This window comes from Variovorax sp. GW823-FHT04F07, assembly GCF_058795995.1.
The window spans coordinates 94,808-111,000 of record NZ_JBXAIG010000011.1; the positions used below are offsets into that span (position 1 = coordinate 94,808).

The 16,193-nt window shown below is 68.7% G+C and carries 16 protein-coding genes; 2 read left to right on the forward strand and 14 right to left on the reverse strand.

Features of this window, described 5'->3' with window-relative positions; all coding sequences use genetic code 11:
• Positions 1-6: 6 nt before the first annotated feature.
• The 8 genes from AC1RAA_RS30595 to AC1RAA_RS30630 form a co-directional block, all read right to left on the reverse strand.
• Positions 7-1,044, reverse strand: coding sequence for an aliphatic amidase (locus AC1RAA_RS30595; protein WP_307582648.1), 1,038 nt, complete (start codon positions 1,042-1,044; stop codon positions 7-9).
• Between the two features lie 43 nt (positions 1,045-1,087).
• A complete protein-coding gene (gene urtE, locus AC1RAA_RS30600) occupies positions 1,088-1,777 on the reverse strand; it encodes an urea ABC transporter ATP-binding subunit UrtE (RefSeq protein WP_492729898.1) in 690 nt (229 codons plus the stop codon).
• Between the two features lie 17 nt (positions 1,778-1,794).
• Positions 1,795-2,577 carry an urea ABC transporter ATP-binding protein UrtD gene (urtD, locus tag AC1RAA_RS30605; protein WP_070061447.1) on the reverse strand — a complete coding sequence of 261 codons (783 nt, stop codon included), beginning with the start codon at positions 2,575-2,577 and terminating at the stop codon, positions 1,795-1,797.
• A gap of 14 nt (positions 2,578-2,591) precedes the next feature.
• Complete coding sequence (gene urtC, locus AC1RAA_RS30610; protein WP_492729896.1) at positions 2,592-3,644, reverse strand: urea ABC transporter permease subunit UrtC; 1,053 nt, start codon at positions 3,642-3,644, stop codon at positions 2,592-2,594.
• Positions 3,645-3,647: 3 nt separating this feature from the next.
• Complete coding sequence (gene urtB / locus AC1RAA_RS30615; RefSeq protein WP_062470432.1) at positions 3,648-4,550, reverse strand: urea ABC transporter permease subunit UrtB; 903 nt, start codon at positions 4,548-4,550, stop codon at positions 3,648-3,650.
• A 5-nt stretch (positions 4,551-4,555) separates the two neighbouring features.
• Positions 4,556-5,749: an urea ABC transporter substrate-binding protein gene (gene urtA, locus AC1RAA_RS30620; protein ID WP_369630832.1), complete on the reverse strand. Its 1,194-nt coding sequence runs from the start codon at positions 5,747-5,749 to the stop codon at positions 4,556-4,558.
• Positions 5,750-6,149: 400 nt separating this feature from the next.
• Positions 6,150-6,647, reverse strand: coding sequence for a hypothetical protein (locus AC1RAA_RS30625; protein ID WP_062470438.1), 498 nt, complete (start codon positions 6,645-6,647; stop codon positions 6,150-6,152).
• On the reverse strand, positions 6,648-7,604 hold the full coding sequence (locus tag AC1RAA_RS30630) for a LysR family transcriptional regulator (RefSeq protein WP_492729893.1): 957 nt from the start codon (positions 7,602-7,604) through the stop codon (positions 6,648-6,650).
• A 95-nt stretch (positions 7,605-7,699) separates the two neighbouring features.
• On the opposite strand from AC1RAA_RS30630, the gene AC1RAA_RS30635 reads away from it, so the two are divergent.
• Positions 7,700-8,689 carry an NAD-dependent epimerase/dehydratase family protein gene (locus tag AC1RAA_RS30635; RefSeq protein ID WP_492729891.1) on the forward strand — a complete coding sequence of 330 codons (990 nt, stop codon included), beginning with the start codon at positions 7,700-7,702 and terminating at the stop codon, positions 8,687-8,689.
• 7 nt (positions 8,690-8,696) lie between these two features.
• Here the strand turns inward: AC1RAA_RS30635 and AC1RAA_RS30640 are convergent, their stop codons facing one another.
• From AC1RAA_RS30640 to AC1RAA_RS30660, 5 genes are all read right to left on the reverse strand, one after another.
• Positions 8,697-9,641 (reverse strand): glutaminase, encoded by a 945-nt coding sequence (locus AC1RAA_RS30640; RefSeq protein WP_492729889.1) that lies wholly within the window; start codon positions 9,639-9,641, stop codon positions 8,697-8,699.
• Positions 9,638-10,546 carry a DMT family transporter gene (locus tag AC1RAA_RS30645; protein ID WP_062470449.1) on the reverse strand — a complete coding sequence of 303 codons (909 nt, stop codon included), beginning with the start codon at positions 10,544-10,546 and terminating at the stop codon, positions 9,638-9,640. The genes AC1RAA_RS30640 and AC1RAA_RS30645 overlap by 4 nt, the downstream gene beginning before the upstream one ends.
• A gap of 82 nt (positions 10,547-10,628) precedes the next feature.
• Positions 10,629-11,135, reverse strand: a complete 507-nt coding sequence (locus AC1RAA_RS30650; RefSeq protein ID WP_492729887.1) for a BON domain-containing protein — start codon at positions 11,133-11,135, stop codon at positions 10,629-10,631.
• Positions 11,132-11,641 (reverse strand): flavin reductase family protein, encoded by a 510-nt coding sequence (locus AC1RAA_RS30655; RefSeq protein WP_095948513.1) that lies wholly within the window; start codon positions 11,639-11,641, stop codon positions 11,132-11,134. Before AC1RAA_RS30655 ends, AC1RAA_RS30650 begins: the two co-directional genes overlap by 4 nt.
• A 50-nt stretch (positions 11,642-11,691) precedes the next feature.
• Positions 11,692-12,606 (reverse strand): LysR family transcriptional regulator, encoded by a 915-nt coding sequence (locus tag AC1RAA_RS30660; protein WP_492729885.1) that lies wholly within the window; start codon positions 12,604-12,606, stop codon positions 11,692-11,694.
• A 121-nt stretch (positions 12,607-12,727) separates the two neighbouring features.
• Between AC1RAA_RS30660 and AC1RAA_RS30665 the strand changes: the two genes are divergently transcribed.
• Entirely contained in the window at positions 12,728-14,728 is a 2,001-nt protein-coding gene (locus tag AC1RAA_RS30665) for an alkyl/aryl-sulfatase (protein ID WP_492729882.1), read from the forward strand.
• 149 nt (positions 14,729-14,877) lie between these two features.
• Here the strand turns inward: AC1RAA_RS30665 and AC1RAA_RS30670 are convergent, their stop codons facing one another.
• Positions 14,878-16,107 carry a nucleoside recognition domain-containing protein gene (locus tag AC1RAA_RS30670; protein ID WP_062470462.1) on the reverse strand — a complete coding sequence of 410 codons (1,230 nt, stop codon included), beginning with the start codon at positions 16,105-16,107 and terminating at the stop codon, positions 14,878-14,880.
• Positions 16,108-16,193: the final 86 nt, after the last annotated feature.

The following is a 16,193-nucleotide window of genomic DNA, read 5'->3' on the forward strand; positions in this document are numbered from 1 at the left end:
GGCGCTTCAGCGGTGCTTGGCCGGTTCGTTCGGAATGCCCTCGATCGGGCACTCGGGCGTGCCGACCGTGCTGCGCGTGAACGACTCCACGCGCTCGCGCGTGCCCTCGGGGTCGTTGATCCACTGCGTGTAGAAGTTGTAGGGGCAGGCCGCCACGCCCTTGTCGCCGTCGCCCGAGTTGATGGTGCCGGTGTAGCCGCGGTGCACCAGCTTGAACAGGTGGTTCTGCGACTGGCCGTTCTTGCGCGCGTCGCGGATCAGGCCCATCGACAGCTCGGCGTAGTTGATGCCCATCTCTTCCTCGCCGCATTCGCCGAGCGTGCGGCCGTCGAAGCCGATGAGCGCCGAGTGGCCGAAGTACGAGTACACGCCGTCGAAGCCGGCCGCGTTGGCCACGGCCACGTAGGTGTTGTTCATGAAGGCCATGGCCTTGGAGACCATGATCTGCTGCTCCTTGGCCGGGTACATGTAGCCCTGGCAGCGGATGATGAGCTCGGCCCCGCGCATTGCGCAGTCGCGCCAGATCTCGGGGTAGTTGCCGTCGTCGCAGATGATGAGGCTCATCTTCATGCCCTTGGGGCCTTCGCTCACGTAGGTGCAGTCGCCCGGGTACCAGCCCTCGATGGGCACCCACGGCATGATCTTGCGGTACTTCTGGACGATCTCGCCCTGGTTGTTCATGAGGATCAGCGTGTTGTAGGGCGCCTTGTTCGGATGCTCCTCGTGGCGCTCGCCGGTGAGCGAGAACACGCCCCACACGTTGGCGCGCCGGCAGGCGTCCGCGAAGATCGCGGTCTCCTCGCCGGGGATGGCCGAGGCGGTGTCGTACATCTCCTTGGCGTCGTACATGATCCCGTGCGTGGAGTACTCGGGAAAGATCACCAGGTCCATGCCCGGCAGGCCTTTCTTCATGCCGACCAGCATCTCGCCGATCTTGCGCGCGTTGTCCAGCACCTCGGCCTTGGTGTGCAGGCGGGGCATCTTGTAGTTGACGACCGCGACGCCGACGCAATCGTTGCTGCTCGAAATATCACCATGTCTCATGACGCTGCTCCTGAAGGGGTGGTTGAAGAAAAAGAGGAAGGGCTCACACGGTCAGGAAAGACCTGACCTTGTCCTGGTCGAGCGTGGCCCGCGCTTCGTCGTGCACGAGGCGGCCCCGGTCGATGACGAGAAAGCGGTCGGCCAGGTCCAGCGCGAAGCTCAGCACCTGCTCCGACACCACGACGGCGAAGCCACGCTCGGCGCGCAGCACGTTCAGCGTCTGCGCGATCTCCTTGATGATCGAAGGCTGGATGCCCTCGGTGGGCTCGTCGAGGATCAGCACCTTTGGCTCCGAGATGAGCGCGCGCGCAATCGCCAGCATCTGCTGCTGGCCGCCCGAGAGGTTGCCGGCCTTGCGCTGCTTCATGTCCTTGAGCACGGGGAAGAAGGTGTAGAGGTAGTCGGGCACCGTGCGATGACCCGACTTCGCGGCACCGGCGAGGATGTTCTGCTCCACCGTGAGGAACGGGAACACCATGCGCCCCTGCGGCACGAAGGCCAGGCCCTGCGCCACGCGCTGGTAGCTGGGCAGCGTCGTGAGCTCGGTGCCGCCCAGGCGGATGTGGCCGCCGCGCGCGGGCAAGAGGCCGATGAGCGACTTCAGCAGCGTGGTCTTGCCCATGCCGTTGCGGCCCATGATGGCGACCGCCTCGTCGGGCGCGACGCGCAGCGACACATCGCGGATGACGTGCGATTCGCCATACGCCACGTTGAGATCGGAGACTTCGAGCATGTGGATATCTCCTTTTCTCAATGGCCGAGGTACACGTCGATCACGCGCGGGTCGGCCTGCACCTCGGCCGCCGTGCCTTCGCTCAGCAACTTGCCCTGGTGCAGCACCGTGACGCGGTGCGCGATGCGCTTGACGAAGTCCATGTCGTGCTCGATCACGACCACCGACTTGCCGGCCGAGATGCGCCGCAGCAGGTCACCGGTCTGCTCGCGCTCGCGCGGGCTCATGCCGGCCACGGGCTCGTCGAGCAGCAGCAGCTCGGGCTCCTGCATCAGCAGCATCCCGATCTCGAGCCATTGCTTCTGCCCATGGCTGAGCTGCCCGGCGCGGTGGCCCAGGCGATCGGCCAGGAAGACCTGCTCGGCCATCGCGTCGATGCGCGCACGCACGGCGGGCGTGCGGCGAAAGGTCAGCGACTGCAGCAGGCCGTGCATGCGCGGCAGCGAGATCTCGAAGTTCTCCAGCACCGTGAGGTCTTCGTAGACCGAAGGCGTCTGGAACTTGCGGCCCACGCCGGCGCGCACGATCTCGTACTCGTTCAGGCGACCGAGGTCCTGGCCGTTGAACAGCACGCGGCCTGCGCTGGGCTTGGTCTTGCCGCACACCATGTCGAGCAGCGTGGTCTTGCCGGCGCCGTTCGGGCCGATGATCACGCGCAGCTCGTTGCGCTCGACCGAGAGGCTCAGCCCGTCGACAGCCTTGAAGCCGTCGAAGGACACGGTGAGGTCCTCGATGCGCAGGATCTGCTCGCTCGACGGCGGCACTGCCGAGGCGGCCTGCGGCAGCCCGCCGTTGGGCATCGTCATCGTGGCGTTCATGGCGCCACCTCCGCACCTCGTCGGCGCATGAGCTTCTCGCCCAGGCCCGCGAGCCCGTTCGGCATCACCCACACCACGAGGATGAACACCGCGCCCAGCACGTACAGCCAGCCTTCGGGGAAGGTCTCCGACAGGTACGACTTGAGGAAGCCGATGAGCAGCGCGCCGATCACCGCGCCCGGAATCGACAGCCGCCCGCCGACCGCCGCGTAGATCACCATCTCGACCGAGGCCACGACGCCGATCACGCCCGGCGCGATCAGGCCCACCTGCAGGCTGTAGAACGCACCGCCGATGGCCGACAAGACGGCTGCCACCGCGAACACGAAGGCCTTCATGTGCGCCGTGTTGTAGCCGCTGAAGCGCACGCGGTCTTCCTTGTCGCGGATGGCGATCAGCAGCTTGCCGAAGCGGCTGCGCACGATGGCGAGCGACACCATCATCACGAGCGCAATGGCCGCCACCTCGACGAAGTACATCGTGCGCTTGGCCTCGTCGGTCGCGATGTCCCGGCCCAGCAGCGTGCGGAAATCGGTGATGCCGTTGGCACCGCCGGTGTCGCCCTGCTGGCCGACCACCACCACCGTGAGCGTGAGCGCCAGCGACAGCGTGACGATCGCGAAGTACACGCCGCTCACGCGCCGCTTGAAGATCGCGTACGAGAACACGTAGGCCAGCACGGCAGGAATCACGAGGATGCCCGCCACCGTCCAGCCCAGCGAGTGGAAGGGCTGCCACCACGCGGGCAGCTGCTCGACGCTGCTCCACACCATGAAGTCCGGCAGCTCGGGCGCGGAGGCCTCGAGCTTGAGGAACATGGCCATCATGTAGCCGCCCAGCCCGAAGAACATTCCCTGGCCCAGGCTCAGCACGCCGCCGTAGCCCCAGGTGAGCACCACGCCGACCGCGACGAACGCGAAGGCCAGGTACTTGCTCACGAGGTTCAGGCGGAACGGGTCGAGCGTGAGCGGCAGCACCACCGCCAGCAGCACCAGCACCGCGAGCAGGGCGCCGATGTCGCGCTTGCGTTGAGGAGAAAGACCGTGCATGCCTCAGCTCCTCGACCGCGTGGCGAACAGGCCGTTCGGCCGGAAGTACAGCACCGCGATCACCAGCAGCAGGATCGTGGCCTTGGCCATCGAACCGCTCATGAGGTACTCGAGCCAGGTCTGCGACTGCGCGATGGCAAAGCCCGAGAGCGCGGTGCCGATGAGGCTCTGCACGCCGCCGAACACCACCACGATGAACGAGTCGACGATGTACAGCTGGCCCGTGCCGGGGTTGGTCGAGCCGATCATCGTGAACACCGCGCCCGCGATGCCCGCCAGGCCCGAGCCCAGCGCGAAGGTCATCGCATCGACGCGGTGCGTGTCGATGCCCACCGCGCCGGCGATGGCGCGGTTCTGCGTCACCGCGCGCACCTTCAGCCCCCACGGCGTGCGGTACAGCAGCAGGTACACGCCGACCGCGACGAGGGCCGTGAGCCCGACGATGAAGATGCGGTTCAGCGGCAGCTGGATGCCCGCCGTGGGCTCCCACGCCCCCGCCAGCCACGAGGCCAGCGGCACGCTCACTTCCTGCGCGCCGAAGATCGAGCGGTAGGCCTGCTGCAGCATGAGGCTCAGGCCCCACGTGGCCAGCAGGGTGTCCAGCGGCCGGTCGTAGAAGAAGCGGATGAAGCCCCGCTCCAGCACATAGCCGAACGCGAAGGTCACGGCGAACGCGAACGGAATCGCGGCGAACAGGTACAGGTCCATGAAGCCCGGTGCGTAGTGTGCGAAGAAGCGCGCCGCCAGGTAGGTCATGTAGGCGCCCAGCGCCATCAGCTCGCCGTGCGCCATGTTGATGACGCCCATCAGGCCGAACACGATGGCCAGCCCGATGGCCATGAGCAGCAGGATGGTGAACAGGCTCACGCCGTTGAACACCTGCATCACTGCGATGTCGAAGTTCATCGCGTTCAGACCTTCGGGAAGGGGTTGGGCTCGACCAGCTGCGGCGATTCCCACACGATGTCGAACTGCCCGTCGGGCCGCGCGCGGCCCACGCGCACCTTCTTCCACACATGGTGGTTGGTGGCGTGCACGCGCACCGTGCCCTCGGGCGCCTCGATCTCCACGCCCGCGGCGGCGGCCGTGACCTTGTCGACGTCGAAGGACTTGGCCTTTTCCACCGCCAGCTTCCACAGGTAGACGCTGTTGTAGGCCACCTCCATCGGGTCGCCGATCACGCGGTCCTGCCCGTACTTCGCCTTGAAGGCCTTCACGAACTTCTCGTTGGCCGGCGACTTGATGCTCTGGAAGTAGCCCATGCAGGCGTAGTAGCCGGCGGCGTTGTCGCGGCCGATGCCGTCGATCTCGTTCTCGGACACCACGGTCGACAGCAGCACCTGCTTGGCACCGTCCAGGCCCGCCGCGCGCAGCTGCTTGTAGAAGGCCACGTTGGAGCCGCCCACCACCGTGCTGTAGATGCAGTCGGGCTTGGCGGCCTTGATCTTGTTGATGATCGACGAGAACTCGGTGTGGCCCAGCGGCGCGTATTCCTCGCCGAGCACCTTGCCGCCGGCCTTCGCGATAGCGGGCTTGGCGATCTTGTTGCAGGTGCGCGGGTAGATGTAGTCGGAGCCGACGAGGAAGAAGTTCTTGCCCTTCTCGCGCGCCATCCATTCCACCGCCGCGATCACCGACTGCGTGGCTTCCTGCGAGGGGTAGAACACGCGCTTGTCCTGCTCCTGGCCTTCGTAGTAGGTCGGGTAGAACAGCAGGCCCTTGGCCTGGTTGAGCACCGGCAGCAGCGCCTTGCGCGAGGCCGAGGTGTAGCAGCCGATGATGGCCGCCACCTTGTCGCGCTCCAGCAGCTTGCGGGCCTTCTCGGCGAACACCGAGTTCTCGCTCGCGCCGTCTTCGACCACGGCCTCGATCTTCTTGCCCATCACGCCGCCCGCAGCGTTGATCTCCTCGATGGCCAGCTTCTCGGCGTCGACCAGCGAGGCCTCGGCGATGGCGATGGTGCCCGAGAGCGAGTGCAGCAGGCCGAGCTTCACGGTGGCGCCGTCCTGCGCGCGGGCCAGGCCGGCCACGCCGGAGGCGGCGCCCAGCACGATCATCGAGCCGCCCGTCTTCACGATCTGGCGGCGGTTGAAAGCGTTCGTCATGTCAAATTCCTTTGCTTTGGTTTTGTGCGAGTCATCAGGAACATCCGACCTTCGAAACCGCGTTGGGGGTGTCTCCTCCCGCCGCGCGGCCCCTGCAAACGAGCGCTGTGCTGCCAGTGCGTTTTCTCCGGGCAAGGCTGCGCCACCGGATGGCGCGCATCCGTTTGAAAAAGGCGTTGTTGCGACCGAAAAAACAAAAAAGCCCGAACCGGTGGTGAAACCGATTCGGGCTTAATTGCCCGACACCTCGCTGGCAGCACTGGCAGCGGGCGTCGTATGACTGGGAACGATTGCTCGTTGGGGCGGATTCTTCTCAACTCACCCCGGCGTGAACATACGCTCTTTCGCTAATTGGCGAAAGGGCGGCGCGTGTGCTATTCGCGCGCAGCGCCTGAACACATCAGCTGCGCGGGCGTGCGTAGTCCGACTCGATCCACGCGGTCGCGCTCGACGTCGTGAGCCGGAACGCGGGCGACACGTTCACGCTCGCCAGTTCCGAGTCGTCGGCGTCGTCGTAGGCCGTGAGCGTGGCCGAGGGGTTGTCTTCGTCGGGCACGATCGACAGCGCCACGCGGATGCGTTGGTCGTTGCGCGCGGTCACCGTCACGCTCTTGTTGAGCGTGGCGTGCAGCTGCTGTTCGTGGCGGCGGATCACCTCGGCCGCGGTCTTCACCAGCGTGTGGAAGGCGGGGGTGTCCAGCGGCTTGGGGTTCTTCTTGTCGCGGCCCATGGTCCAGGGGCCGACGAGCGCGGGCTCGGGGTCGCCGTGGCGGGTCATCTCGACAGCCCAGCCGTCGTCTTCCTCGTTCTTGATGATGCGGGCGGTCCAGAGGTCGTCGCGCCAGAGGCGGGGTTCCTGCAGGGGGAGGTGGTCGGGGGAATCGGTCGTCGTCGTCATTCAGGGAGAAGCTTTGGGTCTTGCGCGGGGCATTGTCGCCCGGGGCGCGGGCGTGGAAGCTGCGCCAACGTACTGTTGCAAGCCCTCGACCAGCGCATCGAAGGCCACGCGGCAGCGCGGGCTGTGGCGCAGGTCTTCGTGCATCGTGACCCAGGTGTCGAGCTTGAGCGAGAGCGCGCGCGGCAGCAGGCGCACCAGCGCGGCGTCGCGCTTTGCCAGGCCCACCTGGCACACGCCGATGCCCGCGCCCGCGCGGATGAGGGCCAGCTGGGCGAGGTCGCTGTCGGTGCGCAGCGCAAAGGCGTTGCGCGTGAAACCCGTGACCGACTTGAACGACTTGATCGCCTCGCGCACGAAGGCCGAGGGCTGGTCGTAGCCGATGAGCGCGTGCGCCGCCAGGTCGTCGGGCGTGCGCGGCGTGCCGTGGCGCGCGAGGTAGCTCGTGTGCGCATGGAAGCCCAGCTCGATGTGGCCGATGCGGCGCGCCACCAGCTGCGCCTGCCGGGGCCGCACCATGCGCACAGCGATGTCGGCCTCGCGGCGCAGCAGGTCCTGCACGCGGTTGGTCGACACCAGCTCGACCTTCAGCGCCGGGTGCGCCTCGCGCAGCCGCGCCACGACGGGCGGCAGCACCTCCACCGCGACCACCTCGCTGACCGACACCCGCACCACGCCGCGCACGCCGTCGCCCTGGCTGCTGGCCGCGCGCTGCAGCGAGGCGGCGGTGCTTTCCATGGCCTCGGCGTGCGTGCGCAGCGCCAGCGCCACCTCGGTGGGCAGCAGGCCCACCTGCGAGCGGGTGAAGAGCACCACGCCCAGTGCTTCTTCGAGCGCCGCCACGTGGCGCCCGACGGTGGGCTGCGTGATGCCGAGCGCGCGCGCCGCGCCCGAGAGCGAACCCTCGCGCAGCACGCCGAGGAAGGAGCGGTACAGCTCCCAGCTGATGTTCCAGGTCATACGGAAATGTATGGCCGATGGTGCATATTCGGCAATTCCATTCGAACTCCATCCTGCCCAGAATTCGCCCATCGATCACTGTTCAGGAGCATTTCATGGCACGCAACGACAACACGGTTCTGGTGCTCGGCGCCACGGGCGGCATCGGCGGCGAGGTGGCCCGCCAGCTGTGCGATGCGGGCTGGGAGGTGCGCGCCCTGAAGCGCGGCGCGGTCGAAGGAAAGCGCGAGGGCATCACCTGGCTGGCCGGCGACGCGATGGACGCGCAGGCTGTGCGGCGGGCCGCGAAGGGCTGCGCGGTCATCGTGCATGCGGTCAACCCGCCGGGTTATCGCGGCTGGTCGGAGCTGGTGCTGCCGATGCTCGACAGCACCCTGGCCGCCGCGAAGGCCGGGGGCGCGACCGTCGTGCTGCCCGGCACCGTCTACAACTTCGGCCCCGATGCCTTCCCGCTGCTGGCCGAAGACTCGCCGCAGCGCCCGCTCACCGCCAAGGGTGCGATCCGCGTCGAGATGGAAAGGCGCCTCGAAGAAGCCAGCCGCGAGGGCGCGCGCGTGCTGATCGTGCGCGCCGGCGACTTCTTCGGCCCGAAGGCCGGCAACAACTGGTTCTCGCAGGGGCTGGTGAAGGCGGGCCAACCCGTCCGGGCCGTCAGCTGCCCCGGCGACCCCGGTGTCGGCCACCAGTGGTCGTACCTGCCGGACGTGGCCCGCACCATGGTCGAGCTGCTGGCGCGGCGCGACCGGCTCGCGCCCTTCGCGCGCTTTCACATGGCCGGCCACTGGGACGCCGACGGCACGCGCATGAGCGACGCGATCCGCAAGGTGGTGGCCCGGCGCACCGGTGCCCAGGTGCGCGTGTCGGCCTTTCCCTGGTGGCTGCTGGCGCTGGCCTCGCCCTTCGTCGTCACTTTTCGCGAACTGCGCGAGATGCGTTACCTGTGGCGCACGCCCGTGGGCATGGACAACGCGAAGCTGGTGGCCTTCCTGGGCCGCGAGCCGCACACGCCGCTCGAAGAAGCCGTGGAGGCCGCGCTCGACGGCATGGGCTGCCTGCCCGGGGCGCCGGTGGCTGTGCCGGCCTGACCGCAGGTCAGAACACAGACAGCCCGGTGCGCGCCACGAACAGCTCCAGCGCCTTCATGCCCAGCAGCGAGTTGCCGGTCGCATCGAGCGCCGGCGACCACACGCACAGCGTGAGCTGGTCGGGCACCACCGCGACGATGCCGCCGCCCACGCCGCTCTTGCAGGGCAGGCCGATCGAAAAGGCCACGTCGCCGGCCGCATCGTAGGTGCCGCAGGTGAGCATCAGCGAGTTGATGCGGCGCGTCTGCCGCTCGCCCGTGACCTCGGGCTCGCCGGGGATCGGGTGCGCGCCGTCGCGGCACAGGAAGGCGGCGGCGCGCGCGAGCTGGCGGCAGCTCATGCGCAGCGCGCACTGGTGGAAGTAGGTGTCGAGCACCTCGGCCACGTCGTTGTCGATCTTGCCGAAGCTCTTCATGAAGTTGGCCAGCGCGACGTTGCGAAAGCCCGTGTCGGCCTCCGACTGCGCCACCTCGCCGTCGAAGTCGATGCGCTCGCCGCACAGGCTGGTCATGAGCGCGAGGATGTCGGCCTTGGCGCTGCCGCCCTTGGCCTTGGCCTGGCTCACGAGCCGGTCGGCCACCGCGATGGCGCCGGCATTGATGAAGGGGTTGCGCGGCTTGCCCTGCTCGTTCTCCAGCTGCACCAGCGAGTTGAAGGGGTTGCCCGAGGGCTCGCGCCCGATGCGCTCCCACAGCGCGTCGCCCATGCGCTGCATGGCGAGCGTGAGCGTGAAGAGCTTGGACACGCTTTGAATGGAGAAGGGCGTCTCGAAGTCGCCCGCGCCGGCTTCCTCGCCGTCGCAGGTGCGCAGCGCGATGCCGAACTGCCGCGCATCGACGCGCGCCAGCGCCGGGATGTAGCTGGCCACGGTGCCGCCCTGGCCGAGCTGCAGGCGCAGGGTGGCGACGATCTCGTCGAGGACGGGCTGGAACCGGTGGAGTTTCTTGCTCATGCCGGGCGTTGTACCGCAGGCCGCCGGTTCACCAGCACGATGCCCAGCGCCACGCCGATCAGTGCCACCACCAGCTGCAGCGTGAGCGGCTCCTTCAGCAGCGCCACGCCGAAGATCAGCGCGAACAGCGGCGTGAGAAAGGTGAAGGACGACATCTGCGTGGCCGGGTAGTGCCGCAGCAGCCACATCCAGGTGAGGTAGCTGGCGAAGGCGCCGACCACCGTCTGCAGGCCGATGGAAGTCCAGGCCCAGGCCGAGTACGAGAAGCCCCAGGTTTCGCCCAGCGCGAGCGACAGCAGGGGGCACACGGCGGCTGTCACGGCGACTTGGTAGAACAGCGTTTTTTCGGCGCTGGCCGTGGCCAGGCGCGTGGTGCGCAGCGTGAGCGTGGTCAGGCCCCAGAGCATGCCGGCCGCCAGTGCCATGCCGTCGCCGATGAGCTGCGACGAGCTCATGTGGCCGAAGCCCTCGCTGAAGGCCAGCACCACGCCCGCGAAGGCGATGAACAGGCCCAGCCACTGGAAGCCGCGCAGCCGCTCGGCCGGCACCCAGCGCGGCAGCAGCAGCGAGACCCAGAACGGGGCCGTGTAGAGGAACACCGTGAGCCGCGAGGCGCTGGTGTGCTGCAGGCCCAGGTAGATGCCGGCGAACTCGCCCGCGAACAGCAGGCCGGCCAGCAGCCCGGGCCACAGCGTGCCGTCGCGCTCGAACAGCGGCACGCGCCGCACCGCGCACCACAGCCACAGCAGCGCCACCGCGCCGACCATGCGCACCGTGGCCTGCCACAGCGGCGGCACTTCGGTCACGGTGGTCTTGATGAGGATCTGCTGCAGGCCCCAGAACGCGCAGCAGACGATGAGCAGGCCGATGGCCAGGGAGTCGAGGTGGGTCTTGCGCTGGATCATTCGCGGTCAATCGGTGGCGGCACGGGCCGCGGAATTCATCCGATGATCGTATCGCGCCGGCGAAGAACCCGTGCGGCGCCGCTCAGTGCCCGGCCAGCGGGTAGGGCGGCTTGCCGCGCGTGCCCACCATCAGGTCGGGCACCACGGTCTCGACGTCGGCCACGGTGCGCGCCGCGCGTTCGAGCCTGCGGACCAGCGCCGCGTCGGGCACGCAGCCCTGCAGGTAGACCCAGCGGCGCTGCACCGTGACCCACACGCTGCTGCGGCGCACGCCCGGCACCGCGAGCAGCGCGGCGCGCACCTTCGGCGCGAGCGGCTTGTCGTAGCGGTAGGCGTTGCTGTCGGTGCATTGGCCGGCGAGCCAGCAGCTGGTGCCGCGCTCCAGCCGCGAATGGGTTTGCGCGCGGCGTTCCTCGGCGGTGTAGTAGGGGCCCTGCGGCATGGGGCAGGCCGGCAGGCCCGCGGCGACCTGGAAGAAGGGGTCGTCGAACCAGTTCTGCCGCAGCGGCGATGGCGGCTCGGGCGTGCCCTGCGCCGTGGCAATCCGCGCAGCGAGCAGCAGGACGGCCAGCAGCGCGGGGCGTTTCACAACGGGTGCTCGGTGTAGAAGCGCCCGCCGTGGAACAGCAGCGGCGAGGCGTCGGGGTCGTGCGTGCAGCGCTCCACCTCGCCCACGAAGATCACGTGGTCGCCTTCGTCGTAGCGGCTGCGGTTGAAGCACTCGAAGCTGGCCGCCGCGCCCTGCAGCACCGGCGCGCCGCCCAGGCCTTCGGTGTAGGCCACGTCGGCCCAGCGGTCGATGTTCTTGGTGGCGAAGCGCTCCGCCAGCGTCTTCTGATTGGCGGCCAGGATGTTGACCGCGTAGTGCGAGCCGGCGCGCAGCGCCGACATCGACGCCGCCGCGCGCGCCAGGCTCCACAGCACCAGCGGCGGCGCCAGCGACACCGAGTTGAACGAGTTGGCCGTGAGGCCGACCAGGCTGCCGTCGGCCGCGCGCGCGGTGACGATGGTCACGCCGGTGGCGAACATGCCGAGTGCCTTGCGGAATTCGCCGGGCGAGAAGGAGGGGGGCTGGGCCCGGCGGGAGGTGGTCACGGGAGAACGGACGGCAAGGCGGTGAACGGCGGAGAAGGGGCCATTTTGGCTCAGGCTCTGGCGGGCTGCTGAACCGGCCCGAGCAACTCGGTCACCAGCCGGGTATAGACCGTGGCGGCGGCCGAGGGCGTGCGGCCCGCCAGCGTCACCAGGCTGTAGTGGGTGCGCATGCGCGACAGGCCCGCCACCGGCAGCGGCGCGAGCGCGGCGGTCTCGGGCGTGAGGACGGGCGCGTGGGGCGCGAGGATCACCGCGTGGGCCGTGAGCGCGAGGTGCCGCAGCGTGTCGGCGTCGTCGCAGATCACGTTGAACACGCCGCGGTCGGTGCGGCGGATCTGCCGGTCGAAATGCGCGGCCACCTCGGCCGGCAGGTTGGGGCCGGCCACCGGGTAGTCCATGAGCTGCTCGAGCGTGACCGGCGCCGGCTGCCTGAGCAGCGGATGCCGGGGCCGCACGAAGAAGGACACCGGCACGTTGGGCAGCCGCGCCAGCTTCAGGCCGGGCTGCTTCTTCAGGTCGCGGGTGTCGGCGATGAACAGGTCGATCTGGCGCCGGTGCAGGCGCTCGCTGAGGGTGGGGGTGTCGGCCACTTCCATGCGCATCAGCAGCTGCGGGTGGCGCTGGGTCATGAGCGACAGCGCCGCGCGCCCCAGCAGCCCGGCCGCGAACGGGCCCAGGCCGACGTTGAGGCTGCCGAGCGTGAGGCCTTCGAGCTGCTGCACCTCGCGCTGGATCTGCCGCGCGTCGGCGACCAGCTCGCGGGCCCGCGCCAGCACCAGCTCGCCGGCCTGCGTGAAGCGCACGGTGCCGTAGGCGCGGTCGATGAGGCGGGCCTTCAGCGCCTGTTCCAGCGCGTCGATGCTGCGCGAGAGCGCGGGCTGCGACAGGTGCACGGCCTGCGCGGCACGCCCGAAGCTGCCTTGCTCGGCGAGGGCGATCAGGTGCTGGAGGTGGCGCAGCTGCATTTTGCGTTTCGGTTCAAAAGCAAGCGCACATTTTGCATTTGCCAAGGGGTTGGGCGCTTCCGAAAATCGGCCGCTGCCTTCCGTGCTTCCGTCGTCCGACAGACCCAACCCCGAGACATCGATGACCCGCATTGCTTCTGCCGCTTCTTTCGCGCCTGCCCGCTTCTCCCTGGCCCTTGTCGCCTGGGCCTGTGCCTTCACCGCCACCGCGCAGCCGGTGGTCGCGCCCAAGGCGGCCGAGCCCGTCACGCTGAAGGCCAACGCCGACATGGCGAAGGCGCTGCCCTTTGCGAACAAACAGGACTTCGAGGACGCGATGCGCGGCTTCATCGGCACGGTGCCCGACGCACTGGTGAGCGGCAGCGGCCCGCGCCCGGTCTGGAACATGAAGCCCTACGACTTCCTGAAGGCGAACGAGGCGGCCGACACGGTCAACCCGAGCCTGTGGCGGCAGGCGCAGCTCAATGCGATTCACGGCCTGTTCAAGGTGACCGACCGCGTCTACCAGGTGCGCGGCTTCGACCTGGCGAACGTCACCATCGTCGAAGGCGACACCTCGCTGATCGTGATCGACCCGCTGCTGGCCGCCGAGACCGCGCGCGCCGCGCTGGAGCTGTACTACCAGCACCGCCCGAAGAAGCCGGTCGGCACGGTGATCTACACGCACGGCCACGCCGACCATTTCGGCGGCGTGAAGGGCGTGGTCAGCGAGGCCGACGTGGCCGCGGGCAAGGTGCAGGTGATCGCGCCTTCGGGCTTCATGGAGTCGGCGGTGGCCGAGAACATCCTGGCGGGCAACGCCATGAACCGGCGCTCGCAGTACCAGTTCGGCACGTTGCTGCCGCCGGGCGCGCGCGGGCAGGTCGACACCGGCCTGGGCAAGGCGCTGGCGCGCGGCAGCGTGACGCTGATCGCGCCCACCTCGACCATCGAGAAGACCACCGAGGAGCGCACCATCGACGGCGTGCAGATCGTGTTCCAGCTGGTGCCGGGCTCGGAGGCGCCGTCCGAGATGCTCATGTACCTGCCGCAGTTCCGTGTGCTCAACATGGCCGAGGACGTGACGCACAACATGCACAACCTGTACACGATCCGCGGCGCCGAGGTGCGCGACGGCAACCTGTGGGCCAAGTACATCGACGAGGCGCGCGTGGCCTTCGGCGACAAGACCGACGTGCTCATCGCGCAGCACCACTGGCCCACCACGGGGCGCGAACGCATCGTCGACCTGCTGAAGAAGCAGCGCGACATGTACAAGTTCATCAACGACCAGTCGCTGCGCCTGCTGAACCACGGCTACACGGCGCCCGAGATCGCCGAGACGCTGCGCATGCCCGCGAGCCTGGAGCAGGAGTGGTCCACGCGCGGCTACTACGGCACGCTGCGCCACAACGCGAAGGCGGTCTACCAGAAGTACCTGGGCTGGTACGACGCCAACCCGGCCAACCTGAATCCGCTGCCGCCGGTGGCGCAGGCGAAGAAGACGGTCGAGTACATGGGCGGCGCCGACGCGGTGGTGGCGCGCGCCCGCGAAGACTTCAAGAAGGGCGAGTACCGCTGGGTGGCCAGCGCGATGAGCCAGGTGGTGTACGCCGACCCGGCCAACCGCGCGGCACGCGAACTCGGCGCCGACGCGCTCGAGCAGCTGGGCTACCAGTCGGAGGCGGGCACCTGGCGCAGCGCCTACCTGGTGGGCGCGATGGAGCTGCGCAACGGCGTGCCGAAGATTCCGGGCGGCAGCAGCGCGAACGGCGACACGCTGAAGGCGGTGAGCAACGAGCTCTTCTTCGACTTCCTCGGCGTGCGGCTCGATGCGGCCAAGGCCGAGGGCAAGACGATGGTGGTCAACTGGAACTTCACCGATTCGAACCAGAAGTTCGTGCTGACGCTGGAGAACTCGGCGCTCACGCACGTGAAGAACCAGCAGGCGGCCGGCGCGGACACCACGGTCACATTGAGCCGGGCGACGCTCGACGCGATCACCTTGAAGCAGACGACCTTTCCGGAAGCGGTGCAGTCGGGGCTCGTGAAGATCGACGGCAACCGGGCGAAGCTGGGCGAGCTGTTCGGGATGCTCGACAACTTCGACCTGATGTTTCCGGTGGTCGAACCTCGGAAGTAATTTTTCAGGGCACGTGCCCAGGCCACCGGGTACTTCCCTCCGCGAATGTCCCCCGGGGCTTCGCCCCTCCTCCTTGATTTCGCTGCGGGAAGCACCCAGTGTCCTGGGCACGGGACGCGCTGCTGGTGCTCGCCCTGAATGACCCCGACCTACCCGAAGAACCAGTAGCAGACCGCAATGGCAGCCACCACCCCCGCCAGCTCCGCCAGCAAGGCACAGGCCACGGTGTGCCGCGCGCGCTGGATGCCCACCGCGCCGAAGTACACCGCCAGCACGTAGAACGTGGTCTCGGTGCTGCCCTGGATGGTGGCGGCCACCAGCGCGGGGAAGCTGTCGACGCCCTGGGTCTTCATGGTCTCGATGAGCATCGCGCGGGCCGCGCTGCCCGAGAAGGGCTTGACGAGCGCCGTGGGCATGGCGTCGACAAAGCGCGCGTCCCAGCCGCCCGCCTGCACCAGCCAGCGCAGGCCGTCGAGCGCGAAGTCGAGCGCGCCCGAGGCGCGCAGCACGCCCACCGCGCACAGCATCGCGACGAGGTAGGGGAGCAGGTGCTTCGCGATGTCGAAGCCTTCCTTCGCGCCTTCGACAAAGGCCTCGTAGACCTTGACGCGCCGGATCGCGCCGGCCGCCAGGAACACGATGATCACGCCGAACAGCGTGAGGTTGCCCAGCAGCGACGACAGCGAGGCGATGGCCGCCGCCGACAGCGTGCCCAAGAGCGCCATGAAGCCGCCCAGCAGCAGCGCGCCGGGCACCAGGTAGGCCAGCACCACCGGGTCCCACAGCCGCAGGCGCTGCACCACCGCCACCGACAGCAGGCCCACCAGCGTCGAGGCGCTCGTGGCCAGCAGGATGGGCAGGAACACCAGCGTCGGGTCGCTCGCGCCCTGCTGCGCCCGGTACATGAAGATGGTGACGGGAAGCAAGGTCAGTGACGAGGCGTTGAGCACCAGGAACAGGATCTGCGCGTTGGTGGCCGTCACGGGGTCGGGGTTCAGGCGCTGCAGCTCGCGCATGGCCTTCAGGCCGATCGGCGTGGCGGCGTTGTCCAGCCCCAGCGCATTGGCCGCGAAGTTCATCGTGATGAGCCCGAGCGCCGGATGCCCCGCCGGCACGCCCGGCATCAGGCGCCGGAACAGCGGCCCGAGCAGGCGCGCCAGCCAGCCGACGAGGCCGGCGGTTTCCGCGATGCGCAGGAAGCCCAGCCACAGCGTGAGCGTGCCGAACAGCAGCACCATCACCTCGACGGCCAGCCGCGCCATCGCGAACAGGCTTTCGACCAGCGCCGCGAACACGGTCGGGTCGCCGCCGACGAGCCACCGTCCCAGCGCTGCGAGCGCCGCCATCCCGAAGAACCCCAGCCACAACCCATTGAGCACGCGTTTTTTCCTTCTTTTCGTTGGCTGCCGTGTGTGCCGTTGATCATAGGGCGGCATGCCGCCCCGGCCGGGCTCTGCGGCGCTAC